Here is a 25,209-nt window from a genome sequence, read left to right as displayed (position 1 = left end):
GTTCACCCCTCCTGTATGGATCACGCCCCGGAACGGAGATACTAGGTGCGGGCATCGACGACGCCGCGCTCCCGCGCGCCAGGCGGCGGAGCCTACGGAGGCCCGCCAGCGCCCTATCGAGGAGGAACGACAGCGTGACCTACGTCATCGCGCAGCCTTGTGTCGACGTCAAGGACAAGGCGTGCATCGAGGAGTGCCCGGTCGACTGCATCTACGAGGGCTCCCGGTCCTTGTACATCCACCCGGACGAATGCGTCGACTGTGGAGCCTGTGAGCCGGTGTGCCCGGTCGAGGCGATCTTCTACGAGGACGACACTCCCGAAGAGTGGAAGGACTACTACAAGGCGAACGTCGAGTTCTTCGACGAGCTCGGCTCGCCCGGCGGCGCCAGCAAGCTCGGTCTGATCGAGCGCGACCACCCCTTCATCGCAGCGCTGCCGCCGCAGAACCAGTAAGCGGCCGCACCTACGCGCCGCCTCGGTCCCGTACGGCCCGATCACCTCGATGGCCGTACGGGGCCGAGGCGTTTGCCGTAGCGGCCCGTACCGGCCACAGGCGCGCAGGCCGTGTGCGTACGGGTCGTACGAACGAGAAAGTGAGCCCGATCCCGTGTCCGCAGTCTCCGACCGGCTTCCCGTCTTCCCCTGGGACAAGCTGGAGCCCTTCAAGGCGACGGCCGCCGCTCATCCGGGTGGCATCGTCGACCTGTCCGTCGGCACCCCGGTCGACCCGGTGCCCGAGCTGATCCAGAAAGCTCTGGTCGCGGCCGCGGACTCGCCGGGCTATCCCACGGTGTGGGGCACGCCCGAACTGCGCGACGCGCTCACCGGCTGGGTCGAGCGGCGGCTCGGCGCGCGCGACATCACCCACCAGCACGTGCTCCCGGTCGTCGGCTCCAAGGAACTCGTCGCCTGGCTCCCCACCCAGCTGGGCCTGGGCCCCGGCGACAAGGTGGCGTACCCGCGCCTCGCGTACCCGACGTACGAGGTCGGCGCGCGCCTGGCCCGCGCGGACTACATGGTCTACGACGACCCCACGGAGCTGGACCCGACCGATCTGAAGCTCCTGTGGCTGAACTCCCCGTCGAACCCGACGGGCAGGGTCCTGTCCGCCCCGGAACTCGCCCGGATCGTCGCGTGGGCCCGCGAGCACGACATCCTCGTGTTCTCCGACGAGTGCTACCTCGAGCTGGGCTGGGAGGCCGACCCGGTCTCGGTCCTGCACCCGGACGTCTGCGGCGGCTCGTACGAGGGGATCGTCTCGGTCCACTCGCTCTCGAAGCGCTCGAACCTGGCCGGCTACCGCGCCGCGTTCCTCGCCGGTGACCCCGCCGTCCTCGGCGACCTGCTCCAGATCCGCAAGCACGGCGGCATGATGACGTCCGCGCCGACCCAGGCCGCGGTGGTCGCCGCCCTCGCGGACGACGTCCACGTCCGCGAGCAGCGCGAGCGCTACGCGGCCCGCCGCACCGCCCTGCGCGAGGCCCTGCTGCGCCACGGCTTCCGCATCGAGCACAGCGAGGCGAGCCTGTACCTGTGGGCCACCCGCGGCGAGTCCTGCTGGGACACCGTCGCCCACCTGGCCGAACTGGGCATCCTCGTCGCCCCGGGCGACTTCTACGGCGAGGCGGGCGAAAAATTCGTCCGTGTGGCCCTGACGGCGACGGACGAGCGGGTGGCGGCGGCGGTAGAACGCCTGGCGCCCCTTTAGGGGCGTCCCCTCAGACGCGCCCCGAAGGGGCGCGGGGAACTGCGCGCCCAGCCCCCACCGGCCCGCACGCCAGGAACCGACACACGCGAAGGGGTCCAGGGAACCTCCCTGGACCCCTTCGCCGTACGGCTACAGCATGTGCACGGCCCCGGCGACTAGCCGAGCGGCAACCCCTTCAGCGGCAGCTGCCCCGTCGGCAGACCACCCTTGGTCACCGCGTCCGTCGGAAGACCACCACCGGCGGTCTTCGCGGTGTCACCGAGCAGACCCCCGGCCTGCCCCGCCGCGTCCCCGGCCACCTTCTGCGCGGCCGGCGTCGCCGTCCTGGCGACACTGCCACCCGTCTTGCCCGCGGCCGGGACGGCCTTCTTGAGGGCGTTGCCGCCGGTCGTTCCCGCGAGCCCGGTGACGTTCTGCGTCGCACCGTCGACCGTGCTGCCGACGTGCGCGCCGTCCAGAGCGGTCAGGCCGCCGAGGTCGGGGGTGGCCGGGAGTTCGGCCGCCGCGCTGGCGGAGCCGGCCGCACCGACCACGGGCGCCGCTCCCGCTGCGATGAGCAGCGCGGCACGGGCGATCCGGCGGGTCAGGGGGAGGGACATGATGCTCCTTAGACGGAAGAGAACGGTGAAGTGTCCACCCGTGCCCGGGAGTTGACCGTCCGGCCGCCGACCGGCTGTCGGGCGACCCGTTGATCGTTCCGGGCTCGGACGCAGTGACTACCGCTCGAGACCCGCGAAGGTTGCGGTGGCCCGACGTAAAGAGTTGGCAATGTGTCGCATAATCGGTTGTGGATAAAAACGGGCAAAGGGTATCCGGTCGGAAAGTCTGCCGAATCCTTACGGCCCTTTGTTTTCAAGGGGTCCGGCGGATTCCGGAGTGAGGACGCGAAAACCTGCTCGCAGCGGCAACGCGCCACGCCGAGCATCCCCCGTACAGGTGAGGCCCCGTACTACTGCGCGGTGACGATACGGACCTCGCCGGGGGACTGCGTCCTCGTCGAACCGCCCGTGGTGACCGCCGCGCGCCACTCGCCGTTCCTCTCCCCGGCCGTCCACTCCCGCCCCGCGTAGGAGACCCGTCGGATGTGCAGCGCCGAGGAGTTGGCCACCGCCCAGTGCGCCAGCTCCCAGCCACGCTGGCGGACGGTGGAGTCGCCGGTGGGGTCCTTGCGCACGGGCACGGTCACGGTCCGGCCGGAGATGCTCGGCGAGGGGGCGAGCGTCGGGGTAGCCGTCGCGGAGGCGGGGGAGCCCGCGGTGCTCACATCGGCTCCCGCCTCCTGCAGCACCTCGCGCCCGAAGTCCCGTACGAGCGCGGCGCGCACCGAGTCCGGGCCGCCGACCGGGGTCGCCCCCGGGCGGCCCTCACAGGTCAGCGTGGCCGCCGCACGGCCGGTCAGGGCCGCGGCGAGCAGCGTCGCGTCCGGTTCGTGCTTCGCGTACGCCTGCGGATAGCCGCTGCGCTGCACGCGCTGCGCGGCGACGGTGAGCGGCAGCCGCGTGTAGCCCGGCACCTTGGCCAGGTGTTCGTAGAACATGCCGGCCGCGTACGTCGGGTCCATGATCTGTTTCGTCGTGCCCCAGCCCTGCGAGGGGCGCTGCTGGAAGAGACCGAGCGAGTCCCGGTCGCCGTGCTGGATGTTGCGCAGCCCCGACTCCTGGAGCGCGGTCGCGAGCGCGATGGCCACGGCGCGCTCCGGCAGCCCGCGGGTGGTGCCGACCGCCGAGATCGTCGCCGCGTTCACCGCCTGCTCCGGGGTGAACTCGTACGACGCTCCGTCGCTCTTGCCCGAGACGACTCTGCAGCGCGGCGCACCCGTCCCTCCTGTGAGGTACTGCACCGCGAGGTAACCCGCGAGCGCGAGCATGACTACGACGGCCGCTCCGAAACGGAAGAGGCGGCCGCGCCGGACAGGAGTGGGGGACGGCTCTGGCACGCGTACAAGGTACTGGAGGCGACTGTTGGCGACCTATGGGGTTGTGGACAACCCGTGTGCGGCAGGGCGCCGAGCAGGGGGCGCTAGGGTCGAGGGCATGGCCGACACCACCCTTGACCTCACGCTGGACGCCGCCGAGCTCACCGCGCGGCTCGTCGACTTCCCCTCGGAGAGCGGCAACGAGAAGCCACTCGCGGACGCCGTCGAGGCCGCGCTGCGCGCCCTGCCGCATCTGACGGTCGACCGGTACGGCAACAACGTCGTGGCGCGTACGAACCTGGGGCGGGCCGAGCGCGTGATCCTCGCCGGCCACATCGACACGGTCCCCATCGCCGGCAACGTGCCCTCGCGCCTCGACGAGGACGGCGTCCTGTGGGGCTGCGGCACCTGCGACATGAAGTCCGGCGTCGCCGTGCAGCTGCGCATCGCGGCCACGGTCCCGGCACCCAACCGCGACCTCACCTTCGTGTTCTACGACAACGAAGAGGTCGCCGCCCACCTCAACGGCCTGAAGCACGTCGCCGAGGCCCACCCGGACTGGCTGGCGGGTGACTTCGCGATCCTCCTGGAGCCGACGGACGGCCAGGTGGAGGGCGGCTGCCAGGGCACGCTCCGGGTGCTCCTGAAGACCAAGGGGGAGCGTGCCCACTCCGCGCGCGCGTGGATGGGCTCCAACGCGATCCACGCGGCGGCCCCGATCCTCGCCAAGCTCGCCGCCTACGAGCCGCGCACGCCGGTCGTGGACGGTCTCCGGTTCCACGAAGGCCTCAACGCCGTCCGCATCGAAGGGGGCGTGGCCACCAACGTCATCCCCGACGCCTGCACCGTCGTCGTCAACTTCCGCTACGCGCCCGACCGCAGTGAGGCGGAGGCCGAGGCCTTCGTCCGTGACTTCTTCGCCGACTGCGACATCGACGAGTTCATCGTCGACGACCACACCGGCGGGGCCCGGCCCGGCCTGACCCACCCGGCCGCCGCGGCCTTCCTGGCGGCCGTCGGCGGCGAGGCCCGCCCCAAGTTCGGCTGGACGGACGTCGCCCGCTTCAGCGCGCTCGGGGTGCCCGCGGTGAACTACGGGCCCGGCGCGCCGCTCCTCGCCCACAAGGTGGACGAGCGGGTGCGGGCGTCGGAGATCCCCGAGGCGGAGGAGCGCCTGCGCGCCTGGCTGACGTCCTGAGGACCCGCCCGAACCTTCGTGGTGCACGGCGGACATGCGCATGTCCCCCCTCCGTAACCCGCGTAGATCTACGCTGGGGCTGAACCACTTGCAAGCGGAGGGAGCGCACATGGCTACTGGCAACCCCGAGGGCAAGAAGCAGCCACCGGAGGAGCAGCGGCTGGGGCCGGTACTGCGCAGGCGGGGCCAGGTGCAGGCGAGCACCACGGACCAGCGGCTGCTGGACGCGGGCGGCCCCTCCGACTGGGTGCACACCGACCCCTGGCGGGTCCTGCGCATCCAGTCGGAGTTCATCGAAGGCTTCGGCACGCTCGCCGAACTCCCGCCCGCGATCAGCGTCTTCGGCTCCGCCCGTACACCGGTGGACTCGCCCGAGTACGAGACGGGAGTCGCGCTCGGCCGAGGCCTGGTCGAAGCCGGCTTCGCCGTCATCACGGGGGGCGGGCCCGGCGCGATGGAAGCCGCCAACAAGGGCGCCTGCGAGGCCAAGGGCATCTCGGTCGGTCTGGGCATCGAGCTCCCCTTCGAACAGGGCCTCAACCCCTACGTCGACATCGGCCTCAACTTCCGGTACTTCTTCGTCCGCAAGATGATGTTCGTCAAGTACGCCCAGGGCTTCGTGGTCCTGCCCGGCGGCCTCGGCACCCTCGACGAACTCTTCGAGGCCCTCACCCTCGTCCAGACCCAGAAGGTCACCCGCTTCCCGATCGTCCTGTTCGGCACGGCGTACTGGGGCGGTCTCGTCGACTGGCTCAAGAACACCCTGATCGCCCAGGGCAAGGCCTCGGAAAAGGACCTCCTCCTCTTCCACCTCACGGACGAGGTGGAAGAAGCGGTGGCCCTGGTCTCCAAGGAGGCCGGCCGCTAGCGGAGTGGCCCCGCAAGGGGCGCGGGGAACCGCGCGACCAGCCCCCACTCACCCGCAGCCGACGAACGCACCCGGGGGTCTGGGGGCGGAGCTCCCAGGTGGGGGATGGGACGGGTAGGGGCGGCGGGGGCGAGGAAGGTCTACGCCAGGCCGCGGCGGGCCACCGTCGGAGGGCGGTGGCCCGCGATCGACGCCACCATGTCCAGGACCTGACGCGTCTCGGCGACCTCGTGGACGCGATACACCTGCGCCCCCAGCCACGCCGACACCGCCGTCGTGGCCAACGTCCCCACCACCCGCTCCTTCACCGGCTTGTCGAGCGTCTCCCCGACGAAGTCCTTGTTGGAGAGGGAGACAAGCACGGGCCACCCCGTCTCCACCATCTCGCCCAGCCGCCGAGTCGCCTCCAGGCTGTGCCGCGTGTTCTTCCCGAAGTCGTGCCCGGGGTCGATCAACACGGACTCCCGGGGCACCCCCAGGGCCACCGCCCGCTCGGCCAGCCCCACGGTCACCCGCAGAATGTCGGCCACGACGTCGTCGTAGGCGATCCGATGCGGCCGCGTACGAGGCTCGGCGCCCCCGGCATGGGTGCACACCAGCCCCACCCCGTACCGCGCGGCCACCTCCGCGAGCCGAGGATCCACGCCACCCCACGCGTCGTTGAGCAGATCCGCCCCCGCCTCGCAGACCGCCTCCCCGACCTCGTGCCGCCAGGTGTCGACGCTGATGATCACGTCCGGGAACCGTCGCCGCACCTCGGCGACGAAACCGACCGTACGGCGCGCCTCCTCCTCGGCGGTCACCTCTTCGCCGGGCCCGGCCTTGACCCCGCCGATGTCGATGATGGCGGCGCCCTCGGCCACCGCCTGGTCCACGCGCGCGAGCGCGGGCTCGTCGCGGAAGGTGGCTCCCTGGTCGTAGAAGGAGTCCGGGGTCCGGTTCACGATGGCCATGATCACCGGCTCGTGGGGGTCGAATTCGTGCCTGCCCAGCCTGAGCATCCCCTGTGACCTCTCCTATAAGTCCCGCTGCTTAGCCGCCTGCGACCTTAACTGTCAGACTCGCATGGCACGATCGGACCCTGACACTTTCAGCGCCGGACCGCTCCGGCACTCGTCAGACATTTTCAGCAGCTTCAGTACTTTCGCGTCGGCGCCCAACGCGTCGGCACCAGAGCGTGGGGACCTCAGCGATGTTCATGTTCTTGTTCCTGGTCGTCGCGCTCGCCGTCGTGGTCGCCGCGGTGACACTGTCCGTGGTGGGCGGCGGCGAGAGCGCCCCCCTTCCCGACGCCGAGCCCGATCGACTGGTGGACCCGCTGCCCCAGGACCGGCCGGTGAACCGCGCGGACGTGGAGTCCGTGCGCTTCCCGCTCGCCGCCCGTGGCTACCGCATGGCGGACGTGGACGACGCCCTCGGCCGACTCGGCGCCGAGCTCGCCGAGCGGGACGCCAGGATCGCCGACCTGGAGGCCGCGCTGGCCGGGGCCCGCGCCACCGCGACCATGTCGCTGCGCAAGCCGGCCGAGGGGGAGCAGCAGTGAGCGACGCACTCGCCGGGCCCGACGGCGCGCTGCGCTGCCCCTGGGCCCTGTCCACCGAGGACTACGTCTCGTACCACGACGAGGAGTGGGGCCGCCCGGTCCACGGCGACGACGCGCTGTACGAGCGGCTCTGCCTGGAGGCCTTTCAGTCGGGCCTGTCCTGGATCACGATCCTGCGCCGTCGGCCGGGTTTCCGTGCCGCCTTCGCCGACTTCGAGATCGCCTCGGTGGCCGCGTTCACGGACGCCGACAAGGAGCGTCTCCTCGGCGACCCGGGGATCATCCGCAACCGCGCCAAGATCGAGGCGACCGTCGCCAACGCGCGCGTGCTGGCCGACTGGGCGCCGGGCGAGCTGGACGAGCTGATCTGGTCCTTCGCCCCCGACCCGGCCGCCCGCCCGGTCCCGAAGCGGCTGGCCGACGTCCCGGCCGTCACCGACGAGTCGACGGCCCTCTCCAAGACCCTCAAGAAGCGCGGCATCCGCTTCGTGGGTCCGACCACGGCGTACGCGCTGATGCAGGCCTGCGGCCTGGTGAACGACCACTTGGAGGATTGCACTGCCAGGAGCGCCCCTTAAGAGGCGCGGGGAACTGCGCGACCGGCCACCGACGGCCCGCAGTTCCCGTACCGACCTCCGACCGCCGAATCCAGCGAAGCGTTACCGCCCCAAGTACTTCGGCTTCTCCTTGTTGACGAACGCCTGCACCGCGATCACATGGTCCTCGGACGCCCCGGCCCGCGCCTGCAGCTCGTCCTCCTTCTCCAGCGTCTCGTCCAGAGAATGAGTGAGCCCGTACGCCACGGCCTCCTTCAGCGCGGCGTACGCGACCGTCGGCCCCGCCGCCAGCGCCCGCGCCACCTTCTCCGCCTCGCCGCGCAGCTCGGACGACGGGACGAGCCGGTTGGCGATCCCGAGCTCGAGGGCCTCCTGCGCGGTGATGCTGCGCGGGAAGAGCAGCAGATCGGCGGCGCGGCCCGGTCCGATCACCCGCGGCAGGTTCCATGACATGCCCGAGTCGGCGGTCAGCGCGACCCCGGCGAAGGACGTGTTGAAGGCGGCGGTGTCGGCGACGATCCGGTAGTCGGCGCAGAGGGCGAAGCCGAAGCCTGCCCCCGCGGCGACGCCGTTCACCGCGGCCACCACGGGCTTCGGGGCCCCGGTCAGGGCACGCACGATCGGGTTGTAGTGCTCGCGTACGGTGCTCATCGTGTGCCGCGACCCCGACTCCTTGTCGGCGGCCAGCAGCCCGATGTGCTCCTTGAGGTCCTGTCCGACGCAGAACGCCCGGTCACCCGCGGCGGTGAGCAGGATCGCCCGTACGCCGCCGTCCGCCGCGGCGGCCTGGGCCGCGTCCCGGAGGGCGACCTTGGTCTCGATGTTCATCGCGTTCATCGCCTCGGGGCGGTTCAGCGTGATCGTCGCGAGTCCGTCGCTCACCTCGTAGAGCACGGTGTCGGACATGGTGGGTCTCCTCCGGTGTCGCGGCTCCGACGTACCGGGCGGTACGTCCTGGTGTGAGGACAGCATGCAGGACAGCATGGCGGAGATCACGGTCCGGGCGTGGACAGGACATGTGACCTGCGTCAAAGAATTCCGCGCCGTGGAAGTCGATGCAGCGGCGCAGTATCGCAGTCACACCGCCGAATTGAGTGGTTTTGCTCAAGCGCGTTGCGCAAGCGATGCCGACTGATGTTGGTCATCGGGTCCTGAGATGCGGGATAATGGCCTGGAAGCAATGTGTTCGATGCCGGTGACGTGTGTCCTATGAGGGGACGTGCGTGCCCTCAAGGGGCCGTCGGCGACGATGAGCTGGTTTCAGGAAGGGGAACGAGCATGGCGGCCATGAAGCCGCGGACGGGCGATGGCCCGCTCGAGGTGACCAAGGAGGGGCGGGGCATCGTCATGCGCGTTCCGCTCGAAGGCGGCGGTCGGCTCGTCGTCGAGCTGACCCCTGACGAGGCCGACGCGCTCGGCGACGCCCTCAAGAAGGTCGTCGGCTGACGCGGAACGCGACCATACCCTTTTCAGCTGCCCCGGCATCGTATTCGGTGCCGGGGTGGTGGTTTTCCTGGGGCGCGACAGCGGTGTATCTGTGCGCATCGACGCAGTTCAGGCGTGCGGTGCGGGTACGAGGCCGAGCGTGCGGTCAGCGCTTGACCCCGCACAGCAACCCGTCGCCCACCGGCAGCAACGAGGGCACCAGGTCCTGGCTCTCGCGCACCGCGCGCAGCAGTTCGCGCAGCCGGCCGACCTCGGCGGGCTGCGGGCCCGATTCGACCGTGCGGCCGTCCGCGAAGACACCCTCGAAGACGACCAGCCCGCCCGGACGCAGCAGGCGCAACGATTCAGCGAGGTAGTCCAGGCACTCCAGGCGGTCGCCGTCGCAGAAGACGAGGTCGTAGCCGGCGTCCGCGAGCCGGGGCAGAACGTCCAGCGCGCGGCCGGGGATGAAGCGGGCGCGGTTGCTGGCGAAGCCGGCCGCGCGGAAGGCCTGGCGGGCGAACTGCTGGCGGTCCGGTTCCGGATCGACGGTGGTCAGTACCCCGTCCGGCCGCATGCCGTGCAGCAGATGAATTCCGGATACGCCGGTCCCGGTCCCGATCTCCGCCACCGCTTTCGCGTCCACGGTGGCGGCGAGCAACCGCAGCGCGGCGCCCGTGCCGGGCGACACCGGGCGCAGCCCTGCCTCGCGGGCCCGGTCGCGGGCCCAGCGCAGCGCTTCGTCCTCGGCGACAAAGGCGTCGGCGAACGCCCAGCTCGTCTGCCGGTTGCCGGTAATGACCCTCTCCCTGTCCCCGTGGTTGCCTGGGCGTGACTGTATCCGTTGGTGCCGGGAACCCGCAGATGGGACCAGGCGTTTAGAGGGGTGTGGAAACAGAGCGGGGGGAAGTCGGTGGAACAGTGCGCGGAGCGGGCCGTGGAGCGGGGTGGCGACCACATGCTGACGCAGCCATATGAGCACGTATCAAATTCTCGTAAAACCGCTTATCCGGAGCTAACGGGCGAGGTGGCTATGGTAGGGGCTCCACTGGACACCACCAGAGCCGACAGGGGAGGTGCGGCTGCGCCTGTGGATCGGGGAGGGGTGCTGCGGCGCCTTCTCAGATCAGCGGGTGAGCCGAAATCCGTGACCGACATCGCTGACAAGTTCCATGCTGCTGCCCCGGCGCAGACCGCGACGTTCACCACCGACGCGGAGTCGCAGGCGTGGACTCCGCCCACCTGGGAGGAGATCGTCAGCACGCACAGCGGCCGGGTCTACCGGCTCGCCTACCGCCTGACGGGCAACCAGCACGACGCCGAGGACCTCACACAGGAAGTCTTCGTCCGCGTCTTCCGCTCCCTGTCGACCTACACGCCCGGCACCTTCGAGGGCTGGCTGCACCGCATCACCACGAACCTCTTCCTCGACATGGTGCGCCGCAAGCAGCGCATCCGCTTCGACGCCCTCGGTGACGACGCGGCCGAGCGCCTGCCCAGCCGCGAGCCCTCCCCGCAGCAGGTCTTCAACGACGCGCACTTCGACGCGGACGTCCAGCAGGCGCTGGACACCCTCGCGCCCGAGTTCCGCGCCGCGGTCGTGCTCTGTGACATCGAGGGACTTTCGTACGAGGAGATCGCCGCGACCCTGGGCGTCAAGCTCGGTACGGTCCGCAGCCGGATCCACCGTGGCCGTTCGCAGCTGCGCAAGGCCCTCGCACACCGGTCTCCCGAGGCCCGTGCCGAGCGCCGCGGCTTCGCGATCACGGGAGTTCCGGCGCTGGGAGGAGGGGGCGCGACCGCGTGAGTGGATCCCGACCGAACTCTACGGAGCGGTGTGTTGCCGACCAGCATCTTGGGGACCGACTCTCCGCCCTGGTGGACGGAGAGCTCGGTCATGAGTCGCGCGATCGCGTCCTGGCCCACCTCGTCACCTGCGCGAAGTGCAAGGCCGAGGCGGACGCCCAGCGCCGACTGAAGAACGTCTTCGCGGAAGTCGCCCCTCCGCCCCCCTCCGAGAGCTTCCTGGCCCGTCTCCAGGGACTGCCCGGGGGAGGTGACTTCGACGGCGGTGATGGCTCACCGTTCGGCGGGGGCGGATTCGGCGGAAGACTCCCCTCCGGAGCCCCGGTGACCGGCGTCTTCGGAGTGCGCGGAGAGCCCTTCGGGTACGTGCCCGCGGCGCCGAACGGCGACGTGCTGCCGCCCGCCTCCGGGCGCGGTTTCCGCATCCATGACGTGAGCCGTCACGAGTCCGACCGATCGGCCTCGCGCGGGCTGCGCTTCGCCTTCGCCGCCGCCGGTGCGGTGTCGCTGGCCGCGGTCGCGCTCGGCGGGGTGTCGACCGGAGTGCCGGCCGACACCACGGACGCGCGCGGCGGCTCCGGCGGCAGCAATGTGACGCCGGCGCGTACGCCGGGCTCGGGGCCCGCGACCGCTCCCGAGACACAGCGCCGCCGCTCCGACGGGCCGCTGCTCGCCCAGGGCGAGCGTTCGCTCGGCGTGGCGCCCGCGGTGCCTACCTCGGTGTCCGCACCCCTGCTCCCCGGAGTCCCCGCTCCGGTGACCCGGGCAGACGACGTCATGCACACGCTGACCACCCCCGTGGTGGCCGGTGCCGCCGCGATGTCCCCGCTCATACATCCGCTCACCGAGTCCCAGCCGATCGCCCAGACCTCCTGGTCGACGCCGCCCGGCCTCACGCCTCCGCGCCTGCTCGCCGCCCCGGCCACCACCCCGTCCCCCTCTTCCTCCCCGTCCCCCTCCTCCCGTACCGCCCACTGACCGGCCCGCTGCGTTCCGGCCCCGGAACCTGGTTGAATCCAGGGTGGGCCGCGTCCGCCGGAGGGATTCCCGGACGCGGAGTCGGCAATCTGCGGTGACCGTCGGCGTGTTGTGCCGCGGGCCAGGTGTGGGGAGAGCATGAACGAGGGGAAGCCCACGAAGGCGAAGTGGTGGAGTCGGCCCCGCCCGGTCTCTCCGGGGGTCGGCGAGGTGGGCCCGGTCGAGGACATCTCCGGACCCGGGGCGGACGGCGACTCCGTCGCGCACCACAACTCCGACGGGGACCGGCAGTCCGAGAGGGACTACCAGTCCGACGGGGACTACGAACTGGACCGCCCGGCGACGACCACGGCTCCGACGGGTGTGGCCGGTGCGGTTGATGCGGGTTCGCCTTACGTCGCACCGGCGGGGCCCGGTGCCGGGAGCGGTGTCGGCGGCGGTGACTTCGAGTTGGAGCGTCCTGCCGCGGTTCTTCAGGGAAGCGTGCCGGATGCGGAGGCGGTCGGGGGTCCCTCGGACGCCGTGCCCGCGGGCCGCGCCCCGGTCGCCGCCGTACCGGCGCAGCAGGCCCCCGAAGACCGTCCCCGGCCCCTGCACGATCCCGACCCCTACAGCACCCCGCCGTACGGCGAGCCGGGCCCCTGGGCGCCCGCCCCGCCCGTCCAGCACCCGGCGGTTACCCCCGCGCACGGCACCGCCATGCCCCCGGGCCCGCCCCCGCTTCCGGCCCCGGCGCCGCTCCTGGCCCCGGTCCCGTACCCGAGCAATCCCCACCCGGCCCCCGCCCCGTGGCAGAACTACGACCCCTGGGCCGCCCCGGGACCGCTCCAGCAGAACGGGGCGGCTGTCGAGACGAAGACTCAGCGGCGCAAGCGGGCGAGGAAGGCGTTGGTCCTCGGGGCCGTGGCGCTCGCCCTCGTCTCCGGAGGCGTCGGAGGCGCCGTAGGGGCCTATCTGGAGCGCAACGGCGGGGTCGGCGACGTCACACTGCCGCAGGCCGCCAAGGAGGCGCCCGGGCGGGCCACGGACAGCGTGGCCGGGATAGCGGCCCGCGCGCTGCCCAGCGTGGTCACCCTGCATGTGCGCGGCTCCGGCGAAGCGGACACCGGCACCGGGTTCGTGCTCGACACCCGGGGCCACATCCTCACCAACAACCACGTGGTCGAGCCGGCCGGCAGCGGCGGCGCGATAACCGTGACGTTCAGCGGCGGCGAGAGCGCCAAGGCCACCGTCGTCGGGCGCGACAGCGGCTACGACCTCGCGGTGGTCAAGGTCTCGGGAGTCGGCGGGCTGCGGCCCATGGCCCTGGGCAACTCCGAAAGCGTCCAGGTGGGCGACCCCGTCGTCGCCATCGGCGCGCCCTTCGACCTCGCCAACACCGTCACCTCCGGGATCATCAGCGCCAAGGAGCGTCCCATCACGGCGGGCGGCGAGAAGGGCGACGGGAGCGACGTCTCGTACGTCGACGCGCTGCAGACCGACGCGCCCATCAACCCCGGCAACTCCGGCGGCCCCCTCCTCGACACCAGGGCCCGTGTCATCGGCATCAACAGCGCCATCCGCTCCGCCGACGGCGGCACCGACCTCCAGGGCGGCCAGGCCGGTTCGATCGGGCTCGGCTTCGCCATCCCCGTCAACCAGGCCAGGCGCGTCGCCGAGGAGCTGATCAACACCGGCCGGGCGACCCACCCGGTGATCGGGGTCATGCTGGACATGGACTACACGGGCGACGGCGCCCGGGTCGGGACGAAGGGTGGCGCGCCGGTCACCGCGGGCGGCCCCGGGGCCAGGGCGGGCATCAAGGCCGGCGACGTCATCACCGAGGTCGACGGACAGCGCGTCCACTCCGGTGAGGAGCTGATCGTGAAGACACGCGCCCACCGTCCCGGCGACCGGCTCCGGCTGACCCTCAGGCGGGGCGGCTCGCAGCGGACGGTCACCCTGGTCCTCGGCTCCGCGAGCGGCGGCTGACCTCTTTCGACAGCAACTGACATGAACTTCACAGGAGGGACCCCGAGCCCGCGCTGAGCGGCGAACATCCGGGGAAACTCGTCGTGTACACGAACCCGGAAGCCCCGGGACAGTTCCGGACGGACGGGATCGACGGGTACCGTGGACCCGGCCCGGACCACGGAAGAATCCCGAGGGCCCGAGGACTGAGGACATCGCAAGGAGCTTCAGGTGTTCAATGACATAGGACCGCTCGAGCTGGTGACGCTCGTTGTCCTCGCCGTGCTCGTCTTCGGTCCGGACAAGCTCCCGAAGATGATCCAGGACGTCACCCGCACCATCCGCAAGATCCGCGAGTTCTCGGAGAGCGCCAAGGCGGACATCCGTGAGGAACTCGGCCCGGAGTTCAAGGACTTCGAGTTCGAGGACCTCAACCCCAAGACGTTCATCCGCAAGCAGCTGGACAACGACGAGCTGGGGCTCAAGGAGATCCGCAACGGCTTCGACCTGAAGAAGGAGATGGCCGAGGTCACGGACGCGGTGCACAGCCGCGACACGGACTCCTCTTCGTCTTCCCCGTCCTCGTCCTCCGGTTCCTCCGGCGGCCCGATCGACATGACCAAGAAGCCCGAGAAGACCGATCCGGACGAGCGCCCGCCCTTCGACGCGGACGCCACCTGAGTCGTACCCGCAGGCGTGTGACACGGGCTGAAAACGGCACGTGCGTGTCCCACGCGCCGGGTGCTTTCCCTGCTGCTCGGGGCGGTGTGGCTATGCTGCCCAGTTGTTGTGCGGACCGCTGAGGACGCCCGAGGGGGGCGGGCCACCCGGTCCGACGAGAGCAAGGAGGCGTCCGGGCAGATGGAGACGACAAGTCGGGTAGGCGCGCAGGCGCCGGCCGCGGAAGACGGACAGCAGGTCCCCTCCGCCCGCCGCACGGTAGACGGCTACCTGCTGGCGCCCTTCCCGTGGTACGGCCTCGACGAGGCCTTCACGGGGCCGCGCTGGCTGATGCAGGTCGGTACGTCGGCGGAAGGTGCCGTCGAGCACGGTTCGATCGGGCACGGGGAAGAGCCCTCGGTGCGCAGCGAGTCGACGGAGGACAAGGAGCGGTTCGCGGTCGTGGTGACCGTCGCGGCCAACCCCTCGCGCCGCAGCGCGGACGGTACCGGGCTCCTTGAGGCCACATCAGTGTCCTCGGCGGCCTGGCTGGCCGGTGTGGGGCTGCTGTCCTTCACCTGGCCCGGCCAGATGGACCACACCCGGCGGGACAACTGGCTGGACCAGCAGACCGAGACGGCGTGGGTCCTCGCGGACGACCTCGAAGGGCCCGACTGGTCCTCGCTGTCCCTCCCCGTGGACGGCGTCCCCACGCCGTTCCACTACCGCGAGCTGGAGTTCGGCTGGGTCCTCGCGGGCTCCACCCAGGAGGGGGTCCATGTGGGGGCGTACGGGCGGGGGATGAGCGCGTACGGGTTGGCCTTCGCCAAGATCAAGGACATCGCGGCGTACGCGTGACGGTGCCCTGCCCTCCGGGAGGGGGACGAGGACGCGGGCCGATGTGGGACTTCGGCTCGTTCGGCGGCTGCGGGCCGGTTCTGGCTGGTCGCGCCCACGCGGCGGAGCCGCATATGTCACAGCTCCGCGCCCCTTCGGGGCGCTCCTCAGCGGGGCGCCCCTGCTCTACGTGCTGCCGGGGAATGGGCTAGAACTTGTTCCTCGGGGTGATGCCCAGGGACATGCCGGACAGGCCGCGCTGGCGGCCGCCGAGCTTGCCGGCGATGGCGCGCAGGGCGGAGCCCGCGGGGGACTCCGGGTCGGTCAGGACGACCGGCTTGCCCTCGTCGCCGCCCTCGCGGAGGCGGACGTCGATCGGGATGGAGCCGAGGACGGGAACGCTCGCGCCGGTGGTGCGGGTCAGGCCGTCGGCGACGCTCTGACCGCCGCCCGTGCCGAAGACGTCGACCATCTCGCCGCAGTGCGGGCACGGCAGGCCCGACATGTTCTCGACCACGCCCACGATCTTCTGGTGGGTCTGGACGGCGATGGAGCCCGCGCGCTCGGCGACCTCGGCCGCCGCCTGCTGCGGGGTGGTGACGACCAGGATCTCCGCGTTCGGGACCAGCTGGGCCACCGAGATCGCGATGTCGCCCGTGCCCGGCGGGAGGTCGAGGAGCAGGACGTCCAGGTCGCCCCAGAAGACGTCCGCCAGGAACTGCTGGAGGGCGCGGTGGAGCATCGGGCCGCGCCAGACCACCGGTGCGTTGCCCGGGGTGAACATGCCGATGGAGATGACCTTCACGCCGTTCGCGGACGGCGGCATGATCATGTTCTCGACCTGGGTCGGACGGCCGTCGACGCCGAGCATGCGGGGCACCGAGTGGCCGTAGATGTCCGCGTCGACCACGCCGACCTTGAGGCCGTCGGCCGCCATCGCCGCCGCGAGGTTCACGGTCACCGAGGACTTGCCGACACCGCCCTTGCCGGAGGCGACCGCGTACACGCGCGTGAGTGAGCCCGGCTTGGCGAAGGGCACCTCGCGCTCGGTCTGGCCGCCGCGCAGCGCGGTCGCCAGCTCCTTGCGCTGCTCGTCGCTCATCACGTCCAGGGTCACGTCGACGCGGGTGACACCCTCGACCGCCGAGACCGCCTCCGTCACGTTCTTCGTGATGGTCTCGCGCATCGGGCAGCCGGAGACGGTCAGATACACGGTGACCGCGACCGCGCCATCCGCACCGATCTCCACCGATTTGACCATCCCCAGCTCGGTGATGGGTCGCTGGATCTCGGGGTCGTTCACCGTCGCCAGTGCTTCACGCACCGCGTCTTCCGTAGCCATAGGACGATGGTACGGCGCCCGGCCCGGGGCCCGGAAAGCCCCGTCAGCGGTCGCCTACGTCACGTCGCGGCGGCCGTTCTGCCGGGAATACGACCCGGCGGTCGGCGCTGTGTTCCTCCAGCTCCCTGATCAGGTCCTGGAATTCGGAGCGGATCCAGTCGCGGGTGGCCACCTCGCCGAGGCCCATGCGCAGGGCGGCGATCTCGCGGGTGAGGTACTCGGTGTCCGCGATCGAGCGCTCGTTCTGCTTGCGGTCCTGTTCGAGGTTGACCCGGTCGCGGTCGTCCTGGCGGTTCTGCGCGAGGAGGATCAGCGGGGCGGCGTAGGAGGCCTGGAGCGAGAGCATCAGGGTCAGGAAGATGAACGGGTACGGGTCGAAGCGCAGATGGCGCGGTGCCGCGATGTTCCACACCAGCCACACGATGATGACGACCGTCATCCAGACGATGAACCGTCCGGTGCCGAGGAAGCGCGCGATCCGCTCCGACAGCCGCCCGAAGGCCTCCGGGTCCCACTCGGGCACCAGCCGGCGGCGCGGCGGCAACGGCTGGTCGAGGCGGGTGCGGGGCCGGGTGGCGGCGGTCGCCCCGGTGGCGGCCCGTTCGCGGGTCTCGCGGTCAGGTCCCATCGCGCCCCCCTTCGTCCACGCCTTCACGGGCGTCTTCCTGGTCGTCTTCCGCGTCGTCTCCCCGGTCGTCCTCGCGGTCGTCCTCGCGGTCGTCCTCGGGTTGGCGCAGGCGCCCGTCCTGAGGTTCGTCCAGACGCTCGTCCTGTGGTTCGTCCTCGTGCAGATGGAACTCGGTCTCGCGCCAGTCCTCCGGCAGCATGTGGTCCAGTACGTCGTCCACGGTCACCGCGCCGAGCAGTGAGCCGCTCTCGTCGACGACGGGCGCCGCGACCATGTCGTACGTGGCGAAGAAGCCCGCGACGACGGGCAGCGCCGCGTCCGGCGCGAGCACCTGCAGATCGCCTTCGAGGATCGAGCTGACCAGCGTGTACGGCGGGTCGCGCAGCAGCCGCTGGAAGTGCACCGTGCCCAGGTACTTGCCGGTCGGTGTCTCGTCCGGTGGGCGGCACACGTACACCTGCGCGGCGAGCGCCGGGGACAGGTCGGGGTTGCGGACCCGGGCGAGCGCGTCGGCGACCGTGGCGTCGGGCCGCAGCACGATGGGCTCGGTCGTCATCAGACCGCCGGCGGTTCGCTCCTCGTACGACATCAGCCGTCGTACGTCGGCCGCGTCGTCGGGCCGCATCAGCATCAGCAGCCGCTCCACGTCGTCCTCGGGCAGTTCGGCGAGCAGGTCGGCCGCGTCGTCGGGGTCCATCGCCTCCAGGACATCGGCGGCGCGCTCCTCCTTGAGTTTGCCCAGGATCTCGATCTGGTCGTCCTCGGGGAGCTCCTCCAGGACGTCGGCGAGGCGGTCGTCGTTCAGGGCGGCGGCCACCTCCCCGCGCCGTTTCGGCGACAGGTGGTGCAGGACATTGGCCAGGTCGGCCGCGCGCAGCTGCTCGAAGGTGGCGAGGAGGCTCTCGGCGCCCTGTCCGTGCTCCTCCAGCGAGAACCCGGTGACGGCGGACCAGTCGACGGTCATCGTCTCGCCCTTGGTGCGCCGGAAGGTCCCGCTGCGGCCCTTGCGCACGAAGACGCGGCCGATCTCCCACTCCCGGCGGGCCGGCCGCTGCTGGACGGACACGTCGAGCACGGTCACCTCCTCGCCGCTCTCGACGAGCCGGACCCGGCAGTCGAGCAGTTCACCGAAGACCAGCCGCTCGGTGGGCCGCTGCTCGAAGCGGCGCACGTTCAGGACACCGGTGGTGATGACCTCTCCGGACTCGATGCCGATGACACGGGTCATGGGCAGGAAGATGCGCCGCCGGGTGGAGAGTTCCACGACCAGCCCGAGCAACCGGGGCGGGCGGCGCCCGACGCGGAGCATGGCGACCAGGTCCCGCACGCGGCCCACCTGGTCGCCGCTGGGGTCGAAGACGGCGACACCGGCGAGGTGCGAGACGAAGATCCGGGGGGCGCCTGCGGCCATGCCCGCGCCTCCTTCTTTCCGTGTTGCTCTTTCTTCCGTGTCGCTGGTCGCTCGTCGCTGGTCGCGTGTCGCTCCGAACGCTTGCCGGCTTTCTCCGCACGGGCGTTTGGTCCCGACCTGTCCGCTCAGGTGGGCTTCAGGCTAGCCCGTCCCGGTCGGATACGCCCTGGTGAGCGGTCCGGACGGACTGGCTCCGCCGGGCACGTACGGCACCGGTACGCTGCCGTACGCCGTTGGGGACACCCGGCATGGGCCCCCGCACGGACACGCGCATGGACACCCGTATGAAAGGCAGCCCTACCTGTGACTGCGATTTCCCAGGGCCGTACCCGCAGGGCCGCACTGGTGGGCGCGATGTGCGCACTGCTCGTGACGGGGACGGCGCTGACGGGGTGCGGTAGTGAGGATCCGGACGCGGGCACGAACGGGGTGGGGAAGCTGTCCGCCACCGAGATCCAGTCGAAGACGCGCAAGGCCGCCACGTCGGCCGAGGCGGTACGACTCGCCGGGACCGTGGTGTCGAACGGGCGCACGTACAAGCTCGACATGCGGCTGAAGTCCGACGGCGGCACCGGTTCGGTCACCTCGGAGGGCGCGAGCTTCCATCTGCTCCGGGTCGGCCGGCATCTCTTCCTCAAGGCCGGCGCCGAGTTCTGGAACCACCAGGGCGGCAAGAGCGGTGCCACCTCCTCGGCGGACACCGCGGCCGCCGACAAGCTCGACGGCAAGTATGTGAAGGTCCCGAGCGGCGACCCGGCCTACAAGCGCTTCATCAGCTTCACGGACAAGGACGTCCTGCTCGACGGTCTGCTGACCCTGCACGGCTCCCTCGCCACGGACGGCCACCACGAGCAGTCCGGCGTCCGCACCATCCGCATCACCGGCGACAAGGGCGCGGGCGGCACCCTGGACGTCTCCCTGAAGGGAACCCCGTACCCGCTGCTCCTGGTCCGCGCGGGCGACGCGGGCACGCTCAGCCTCACCGACTGGGGCAAGGGCTTCGCCCTCGCGGAACCCGCCAAGGACGAGACCGTGGACTACGGTCGGCAACTGCCGACGTCGTAGCCCTGGAGCAGGTCCGCCGGAGAGGCCCTGGGCCCTGTCGTCACATTCCCTCCCCCACTGCCTCAAGGGCGTGGGAGGTGCCCCCAGCCCCGCGACGCCATGCACGCGCCCCCAAGTTCTCGGCTTCGCTCGAACAGGGGACCCCCATGACGCCGCAGGGCCCGCCCTCCGGGCGGACGACGGGAATGTGACGAGCGGACCTAGCGGCGGCGTCCCCGCTTCCTGAAGAGCAGACGCGGTACGGCGGCCGGGATCGGCCGGCGGGTGGTCGCCGGGGACGGGACGGGCGCGGCGGCCAGCGAGCCGTCCGGCAGCGGGAGTGTGCCCGCCCGGGGCTCCAGGCGCAGCACCCGGCACTCGCGGGCCCAGCGGGCCGGCATCTCCTCGCCGTCGGGCGCGTTCAGACGCTTGCCCTTGAGCTCGGCGACGGTCGCCTCCCACGCGGGGGAGCCGGGCGCGAGTTCGACCACCTGCGCGGTCCACGCGGCCAGCCGCCCGCCCTTGTCCTTGCTGCGGACGACGACGACCGCGTCGCCCCCGTCGACGAGCGAGGGAAGCGGCTGCTCTCCGGGCCCGTCGCCGACCAGGCAGGCCGCGCCGTCGTGCCACACGTGCCACAGGGCCCGGGTGGGGGCCTCGGCGCCCGGCGCCTCGTGCGCCGGCACGGCGCCGCTCCGCACCCAGATCAGCCCGGACTTCTTCGTGGCCTCCTCGACGAGGGCCCGGTCGAGCAGCTGTTCCGTCATGGGCCCAGCCTATCCAGGGGCACCGGGCGGTCACCCGGTGCGCTCAGAGCCAGCCGTTGCGCTTCAGGATCCGGTGGATCGACAGACACATCCCGACCGTGGCGCCCAGCACCAGCGGGTAGCCGTACTTCCAGTGCAGCTCCGGCATGTGGTCGAAGTTCATGCCGTACACGCCACAGACCATCGTCGGTACGGCGATGATCGCGGCCCAGGAAGTGATCTTGCGCATGTCCTCGTTCTGCGTCACGGACGCCTGCGCGAGGTTGGCCTGGAGGATGGAGTTGAGCAGTTCGTCGAAGCCGAGGACCTGCTCCTGGACGCGGGCGAGGTGGTCGGCGACGTCGCGGAAGTACTTCTGGATGTCCGGGTCGATCAGCCGCATCGGGCGCTCGCTCAGCAGCTGCATGGGGCGCAGCAGCGGGGATACGGCCCGCTTGAACTCCAGCACCTCGCGCTTGAGTTGGTAGATGCGGCCGGCGTCCGTGCCGCGCGGGGTGCCCTTGCGGCCCGGCGAGAAGACCTCGGTCTCCACCTCGTCGATGTCGTCCTGCACGGCGTCCGCGACCGCGATGTACCCGTCGACGACGTGGTCGGCGATGGCGTGCAGCACGGCGGAGGGGCCCTTGGCGAGCAGCTCGGGGTCGTCCTGCAGCCGGTGCCGCAGCGCGCGCAGCGAGCCCTGCCCGCCGTGCCGGACGGTGATGAAGAAGTCCCGCCCGGTGAAGCACATGACCTCGCCGGTCTCCACGATCTCGCTGGTGGCGGTGAGCTCGTCGTGCTCGACGTAGTGGATGGTCTTGAAGACGGTGAACAGGGAGTCGTCGTAGCGCTCCAGCTTGGGTCGCTGGTGGGCCTGGACGGCGTCCTCGACGGCCAGCGGGTGCAGTCCGAACTCGCCCGCGATACCGGCGAATTCGGCCTCCGTGGGCTCGTGCAGACCGATCCACACGAAACCGCCGTCGCGGTGCACCAGCCGCATCGCCTCCTGGGGCGTCAGCGGCTCGGGGGTCTGGACGCGGGCGCCGTCGCGGTAGACGGCGCAGTCGACCACGGCGGAGTTGGTCCCGGGGGCGCGGGTGTGGTCGTACGAGCCACTGTCCTTGCGCAGCGAGGGACGGGGACGGACCGCGGCACGCAGGTCACGAATCATCGACATGACGGGCTCCTTCGCAACGGAGGCGACCGACGACGGTTGAAACTACCCGGAATGGGGACGTCCAGACTGCGGATGTTTGGCACGTCCACAAAGCGGGGAGCACCGCACCGTCGCGGTGGCAGCTTCGCTACTGATTCAGATCAGACAGATCGGATGTATCAGGCGGAAACGAAGCGCTCTTCCGTGGTGCACCGGGACAACGCTGACACGTATGCACACGTTTGCAGGAGGAAGCAGCCGACAGAGCTACGGGAGCCGGGGAGCGGCTGGAACCAGCTACAGAACTTCAGCGACCGGAAGAGCGGGTGGTACTGCCAGGTCGACTTCGGTCCATTGCAGCCCCACCTCCTCCGGTCGGTCCCCCGTGAGGGACGATCCATCCCCCGTGGGGGAGCTGGCTTCCCCCGTGGGGAAGACAGTCAGTCTCAGTGCGTCGGAGCTTGAGAGCGACGCTTCTGCGTGCTGCCCCGACCAGCGGCCAAGACTATCAGCGCACTGAAGCGTCAAGCCGCTGCTTTGCCCGTTACTGACGAGTTCTATGCTCGGCTCATGGCTGATGTTCTTCCTTTGGTCGAGGCCCGGTTGCGCTCCGCGCTGGGCGAACCCGACGCCCGGGCCGCGGTCACCTTCCTCGGCACCGACCGTATCGAAGTGCTGCGCTTCACAGAGGGTGACGTCGTCCGCTACGCCACGCTCGGTATGTCCGCCCAGCCGATGGCGGACCCCACGGCGGTCCTCGCCGACCCGGTGAAGGGCCCGCGCGCGGAGCTGGTCCTGTCCGTCCGCCCCGGTGTCGCCGACACCGACAAGGTGCTCCGCCCGCTCGCCGTGCTCGCCGCGTCCCCGCAGGTCGAGGGGCTGATCGTGGCCCCCGGCGCCTCGCTCGACGTGGGCGGCGCGCTGTGGCCCGGCGCGCCGTTCACCTCGGTCCTGGTCGCGGAGTCCGGTGGCCTGGTCGAGGACCTGGAGCTGGACGCGCCCGCCGATCCCGTACGGTTCCTGCCGCTGCTCCCGATGACGCCGAACGAGGCCGCCTGGAAGCGCGTGCACGGCGCCGGGGCCCTTCAGGAGCGCTGGCTGAACGGCGGAACGGACCTGCGCGATCCCTCGCGCAGGTCCGTTCCGCTGGACTGAGCACTTCTTGACCCGTTTCTTTTCCGCCGGCCTGAGACCAGGCCGGTTTCCTGGCCGAAAACAGTCAGTTGGCGAACACGGTCACACTGTCCTCGGTGGCGTGCATCGGCTGGAGCTCCTCGGCCTCGTGGGAGAGCGCGTTCCGGCGTACGAACACCACGACCGCTCCGATCACGGCGGTGATCGCGGCGACCACGAACGGGATGTGGATGTCGCTCCACTCCTCGATCTTCGGCGCGAAGTAGGGCGCGGCCGCGGCGGCGAACCAGCGGACGAAGTTGTAGCCGGCGCTCGCCACCGGGCGCGGCGCGTCCGACACGCCGAGCGCCAACTCGGTGTAGACGGTGTTGTTCACGCCGATGAAGGCGCCCGACAGGATCGTGCAGACCACGGCCGCGGTGTGGTTGCCGTACCCGAGCACGAGCACGTCGGCGGCGAGCAGGACCAGGGAGCCGCCCAGCACCTTGAGCGAGCCGAACCGTGCCTGCATCCGCGGCGCGACGATCACTGAGAAGACGGCGAGCAGCAGGCCCCAGCAGAAGAACACGGCGCCCGACTTGTAGGGGGTCATGTTCAGCACGAACGGGGTGAAGGCCAGCACGGTGAAGAACGTGTAGTTGTAGAAGAACGCCGACACGGCAGCCGAGGCGAGGCCGCCGTGGCCGAGCGCCTTGATCGGGTCGAGCAGTGAGGTCTTCTTCGCGGGCCTCGGCTGCTCCTTCAGGAACGCCGTGATGCACAGGAAGCCGACCGCCATCAGGAACGCGGTGCCGAAGAAGGGGTAGCGCCAGCTGGCGTTGCCGAGCAGGGCGCCGAGCAGCGGCCCGCACGCCATGCCGAGGCCGAGCGCGGACTCGTAGAGCAGGATCGCCGCGGCGCTGCCGCCGGCCGCCGCGCCGACGATCACGGCGAGGGCGGTGGAGACGAACAGCGCGTTGCCCAGACCCCAGCCGGCCCTGAAGCCGACGAGTTCGCCGACCGAGCCCGACGTGCCCGCGAGCCCCGCGAAGACCACGACGAGGGCGAGGCCGAGCAGCAGGGTCTTCTTGCCGCCGATGCGGCTGGAGACGAAGCCGGTCACCAGCATCGCGACCGCGGTGATCAGGAAGTACGAGGTGAACAGCAGCGAGACCTGACTCGGGGTGGCGTCCAGGCCCTTGGCGATGGAGGGCAGGATCGGGTCGACGAGCCCGATGCCCATGAAGGCGACGACGGATGCGCCGGCGGTCGCCCAGACGGCCTTCGGCTGCCGCAGGATGCTGCCCGCGCCGGCGTCGAATGTGTCCCCCTCGGCGGGACCTCCCGTGGTGTTGGTCATGCTCGCTCCTCGACTGCGTAGGGAGAGATCGGTGGCCATGGATCGATGGCTGGATCGTTGGCGTATGCACATAATAAGTTAGGAGGGCTAATTAATGCAAGCTGCATCTAGTTCCATCGGGTGACCGGCGCGCTCCGGACGGGTGATCGTCCTTGACGCGGCGAAATACGGGGAGGACCGTGGGGCCCTATGAGGGGCGAACCCAGTTGCCCGAAGTGTGGTGGCCGGGTCAGGGCTCCCGGCCTCTTTGCCGACTCCTGGCAGTGCGATGCGCATGGGGCCGTGTATCCGCTGCAGCCCGTGATCCCGCCCAGCGTCGAGGCCCTCGGTGTCGTGGTGCACCGTGCCCAGGTGCCGGTGTGGATGCCGTGGCCGCTGCCGGTCGGCTGGCTGTTCACCGGCGCGGCCTTCGCCGGTGACGATCGCAGCGGAGGGCGCGCGACGGCCGTGGCCTGTTCGGGCCCCGGACCGCTGGGCGGCATAGGGGAGCTGATCCTCGTCGCCGAGGAGCTCGGCGTCGGCCTCGGCGCGCGGTACGCGGGCATCGACGGACCCGACCCGGGGCCGTACATGAACGTCGAGAAACCACCCCAGGCGAAGGTCCTCGCGGCCGGCCGCCCGACCCCGCTCTGGCATGTGACCGGCAGCCCCGACGACCGTGCCGTCTTCGCGGGCGAGGCGCTGGGGCTGTGGGTGTGGGCGGTGGTGTGGCCCGAGCAGTCGGGGCTGCTGATGTACGACGAGCTGGTGCTGACGGATCTGCGGGATGCGGGGGCGGAGGTGGATCTGTTGCCGTGCGGGGCGTTGTCGCCACGGATCCTGGAGCCGTAGCGCTCCGCTGTGGTGCGGAGGTGCCTTGGGCGGGTGGATGCGTGCGGGTGGTCGTCGGCTGAGCGCGCTGTTCCCCGCGCCCCTGGCGGGGCGCTTCGCGCAGGTCGCTTGTAGGGGGTGCCCGGTGCTTG

Annotated in this window: 27 protein-coding genes; 16 read left to right on the top strand and 11 right to left on the bottom strand. The window is 71.0% G+C overall.

Translation table 11 applies throughout. The annotated features are described in order from the left end of the window. Nucleotides 1-134: 134 nt before the first annotated feature. Together fdxA and ACZ7M3_RS06550 are read left to right on the top strand one after the other, a co-directional pair. Entirely contained in the window at nt 135-455 is a 321-nt protein-coding gene (fdxA, locus tag ACZ7M3_RS06555) for a ferredoxin (RefSeq protein WP_018089397.1), read from the top strand. Between the two features lie 154 nt (nt 456-609). Beyond that, entirely contained in the window at nt 610-1,710 is a 1,101-nt protein-coding gene (locus ACZ7M3_RS06550; RefSeq protein ID WP_472061276.1) for a bifunctional succinyldiaminopimelate transaminase/glutamate-prephenate aminotransferase, read from the top strand. Between the two features lie 155 nt (nt 1,711-1,865). Here ACZ7M3_RS06550 and ACZ7M3_RS06545 read toward each other — a convergent pair whose 3' ends face one another. Next, nucleotides 1,866-2,309 carry an ATP-binding protein gene (locus ACZ7M3_RS06545; RefSeq protein WP_355307254.1) on the bottom strand — a complete coding sequence of 148 codons (444 nt, stop codon included), beginning with the start codon at nt 2,307-2,309 and terminating at the stop codon, nt 1,866-1,868. A 350-nt stretch (nt 2,310-2,659) separates the two neighbouring features. Continuing rightward, on the bottom strand, nt 2,660-3,646 hold the full coding sequence (locus tag ACZ7M3_RS06540) for a VldE C-terminal domain-containing protein (RefSeq protein ID WP_472061274.1): 987 nt from the start codon (nt 3,644-3,646) through the stop codon (nt 2,660-2,662). Between the two features lie 97 nt (nt 3,647-3,743). Between ACZ7M3_RS06540 and dapE the strand changes: the two genes are divergently transcribed. Next, the gene (gene dapE, locus ACZ7M3_RS06535) at nt 3,744-4,823 is read left to right on the top strand and encodes a succinyl-diaminopimelate desuccinylase (protein ID WP_067368472.1); all 1,080 of its coding nucleotides are present in this window, start codon (nt 3,744-3,746) and stop codon (nt 4,821-4,823) included. A gap of 109 nt (nt 4,824-4,932) precedes the next feature. Then, complete coding sequence (locus tag ACZ7M3_RS06530) at nt 4,933-5,691, top strand: LOG family protein (protein ID WP_097224846.1); 759 nt, start codon at nt 4,933-4,935, stop codon at nt 5,689-5,691. Nucleotides 5,692-5,831: 140 nt separating this feature from the next. On the opposite strand, the gene folP is transcribed toward ACZ7M3_RS06530, so the two are convergent. Next, the gene (gene folP / locus ACZ7M3_RS06525) at nt 5,832-6,692 is read right to left on the bottom strand and encodes a dihydropteroate synthase (RefSeq protein ID WP_054228223.1); all 861 of its coding nucleotides are present in this window, start codon (nt 6,690-6,692) and stop codon (nt 5,832-5,834) included. Between the two features lie 191 nt (nt 6,693-6,883). On the opposite strand from folP, the gene ACZ7M3_RS06520 reads away from it, so the two are divergent. Together ACZ7M3_RS06520 and ACZ7M3_RS06515 are read left to right on the top strand one after the other, a co-directional pair. Further along, nucleotides 6,884-7,234: a DivIVA domain-containing protein gene (locus ACZ7M3_RS06520; protein ID WP_054228222.1), complete on the top strand. Its 351-nt coding sequence runs from the start codon at nt 6,884-6,886 to the stop codon at nt 7,232-7,234. Further along, nucleotides 7,231-7,812: a DNA-3-methyladenine glycosylase I gene (locus ACZ7M3_RS06515; RefSeq protein ID WP_472061272.1), complete on the top strand. Its 582-nt coding sequence runs from the start codon at nt 7,231-7,233 to the stop codon at nt 7,810-7,812. The genes ACZ7M3_RS06520 and ACZ7M3_RS06515 overlap by 4 nt, the downstream gene beginning before the upstream one ends. Nucleotides 7,813-7,893: 81 nt before the next feature. Here the strand turns inward: ACZ7M3_RS06515 and chcB are convergent, their stop codons facing one another. Next, nucleotides 7,894-8,697 carry a 2-cyclohexenylcarbonyl CoA isomerase gene (gene chcB / locus ACZ7M3_RS06510; RefSeq protein WP_351307121.1) on the bottom strand — a complete coding sequence of 268 codons (804 nt, stop codon included), beginning with the start codon at nt 8,695-8,697 and terminating at the stop codon, nt 7,894-7,896. 64 nt (nt 8,698-8,761) lie between these two features. Here chcB and ACZ7M3_RS06505 point away from each other — a divergent pair, with 64 nt between their 5' ends. Beyond that, nucleotides 8,762-8,926 (top strand): hypothetical protein, encoded by a 165-nt coding sequence (locus ACZ7M3_RS06505; RefSeq protein ID WP_179436445.1) that lies wholly within the window; start codon nt 8,762-8,764, stop codon nt 8,924-8,926. A 143-nt stretch (nt 8,927-9,069) separates the two neighbouring features. Beyond that, nucleotides 9,070-9,237: a DUF3117 domain-containing protein gene (locus ACZ7M3_RS06500; RefSeq protein WP_003966491.1), complete on the top strand. Its 168-nt coding sequence runs from the start codon at nt 9,070-9,072 to the stop codon at nt 9,235-9,237. A gap of 145 nt (nt 9,238-9,382) precedes the next feature. Here the strand turns inward: ACZ7M3_RS06500 and ACZ7M3_RS06495 are convergent, their stop codons facing one another. Further along, on the bottom strand, nt 9,383-9,907 hold the full coding sequence (locus ACZ7M3_RS06495) for an O-methyltransferase (protein WP_054228219.1): 525 nt from the start codon (nt 9,905-9,907) through the stop codon (nt 9,383-9,385). 414 nt (nt 9,908-10,321) lie between these two features. On the opposite strand from ACZ7M3_RS06495, the gene sigE reads away from it, so the two are divergent. The 5 genes from sigE (at nt 10,322) to ACZ7M3_RS06470 (ending at nt 15,468) form a co-directional block, all read left to right on the top strand. Further along, nucleotides 10,322-11,023 (top strand): RNA polymerase sigma factor SigE, encoded by a 702-nt coding sequence (gene sigE, locus ACZ7M3_RS06490; protein ID WP_054228218.1) that lies wholly within the window; start codon nt 10,322-10,324, stop codon nt 11,021-11,023. Beyond that, entirely contained in the window at nt 11,020-12,000 is a 981-nt protein-coding gene (locus ACZ7M3_RS06485) for an anti-sigma factor family protein (RefSeq protein WP_472061270.1), read from the top strand. Before sigE ends, ACZ7M3_RS06485 begins: the two co-directional genes overlap by 4 nt. 138 nt (nt 12,001-12,138) lie before the next feature. Continuing rightward, on the top strand, nt 12,139-13,971 hold the full coding sequence (locus ACZ7M3_RS06480) for a S1C family serine protease (protein WP_472061268.1): 1,833 nt from the start codon (nt 12,139-12,141) through the stop codon (nt 13,969-13,971). Between the two features lie 210 nt (nt 13,972-14,181). Continuing rightward, complete coding sequence (locus tag ACZ7M3_RS06475; RefSeq protein ID WP_351307114.1) at nt 14,182-14,631, top strand: sec-independent translocase; 450 nt, start codon at nt 14,182-14,184, stop codon at nt 14,629-14,631. Nucleotides 14,632-14,811: 180 nt separating this feature from the next. After that, entirely contained in the window at nt 14,812-15,468 is a 657-nt protein-coding gene (locus ACZ7M3_RS06470; RefSeq protein WP_120985369.1) for a hypothetical protein, read from the top strand. A gap of 187 nt (nt 15,469-15,655) precedes the next feature. Here ACZ7M3_RS06470 and ACZ7M3_RS06465 read toward each other — a convergent pair whose 3' ends face one another. The 3 genes from ACZ7M3_RS06465 to ACZ7M3_RS06455 are packed head-to-tail and all read right to left on the bottom strand — an operon-like array spanning nt 15,656 to nt 18,828. Beyond that, nucleotides 15,656-16,789 (bottom strand): Mrp/NBP35 family ATP-binding protein, encoded by a 1,134-nt coding sequence (locus ACZ7M3_RS06465; protein WP_351307112.1) that lies wholly within the window; start codon nt 16,787-16,789, stop codon nt 15,656-15,658. Between the two features lie 43 nt (nt 16,790-16,832). Beyond that, on the bottom strand, nt 16,833-17,417 hold the full coding sequence (locus ACZ7M3_RS06460) for a DUF1003 domain-containing protein (RefSeq protein ID WP_472061266.1): 585 nt from the start codon (nt 17,415-17,417) through the stop codon (nt 16,833-16,835). Continuing rightward, nucleotides 17,407-18,828, bottom strand: a complete 1,422-nt coding sequence (locus tag ACZ7M3_RS06455; protein ID WP_472061264.1) for a magnesium transporter MgtE N-terminal domain-containing protein — start codon at nt 18,826-18,828, stop codon at nt 17,407-17,409. Before ACZ7M3_RS06455 ends, ACZ7M3_RS06460 begins: the two co-directional genes overlap by 11 nt. Nucleotides 18,829-19,131: 303 nt before the next feature. On the opposite strand from ACZ7M3_RS06455, the gene ACZ7M3_RS06450 reads away from it, so the two are divergent. Then, complete coding sequence (locus ACZ7M3_RS06450; protein WP_472061262.1) at nt 19,132-19,893, top strand: hypothetical protein; 762 nt, start codon at nt 19,132-19,134, stop codon at nt 19,891-19,893. 200 nt (nt 19,894-20,093) lie between these two features. Here ACZ7M3_RS06450 and ACZ7M3_RS06445 read toward each other — a convergent pair whose 3' ends face one another. Together ACZ7M3_RS06445 and ACZ7M3_RS06440 are read right to left on the bottom strand one after the other, a co-directional pair. Next, a complete protein-coding gene (locus ACZ7M3_RS06445; protein ID WP_472061260.1) occupies nt 20,094-20,639 on the bottom strand; it encodes a hypothetical protein in 546 nt (181 codons plus the stop codon). Nucleotides 20,640-20,682: 43 nt separating this feature from the next. Further along, nucleotides 20,683-21,795, bottom strand: coding sequence for a magnesium and cobalt transport protein CorA (locus tag ACZ7M3_RS06440; protein ID WP_351307102.1), 1,113 nt, complete (start codon nt 21,793-21,795; stop codon nt 20,683-20,685). A 549-nt stretch (nt 21,796-22,344) separates the two neighbouring features. Here ACZ7M3_RS06440 and ACZ7M3_RS06435 point away from each other — a divergent pair. Beyond that, nucleotides 22,345-22,929 (top strand): suppressor of fused domain protein, encoded by a 585-nt coding sequence (locus tag ACZ7M3_RS06435; protein WP_267062759.1) that lies wholly within the window; start codon nt 22,345-22,347, stop codon nt 22,927-22,929. 64 nt (nt 22,930-22,993) lie between these two features. On the opposite strand, the gene ACZ7M3_RS06430 is transcribed toward ACZ7M3_RS06435, so the two are convergent. After that, entirely contained in the window at nt 22,994-24,247 is a 1,254-nt protein-coding gene (locus ACZ7M3_RS06430; protein WP_472061258.1) for an MFS transporter, read from the bottom strand. 189 nt (nt 24,248-24,436) lie between these two features. Between ACZ7M3_RS06430 and ACZ7M3_RS06425 the strand changes: the two genes are divergently transcribed. Further along, nucleotides 24,437-25,078 (top strand): DUF6758 family protein, encoded by a 642-nt coding sequence (locus ACZ7M3_RS06425; protein ID WP_099920772.1) that lies wholly within the window; start codon nt 24,437-24,439, stop codon nt 25,076-25,078. Nucleotides 25,079-25,209: the final 131 nt, after the last annotated feature.

Source organism: Streptomyces sp. NPDC111656, from assembly GCF_055656965.1.
The sequence above is the reverse complement of the archived record's forward strand: the minus strand, read 5'-3'. Positions and strand labels throughout refer to the sequence as shown.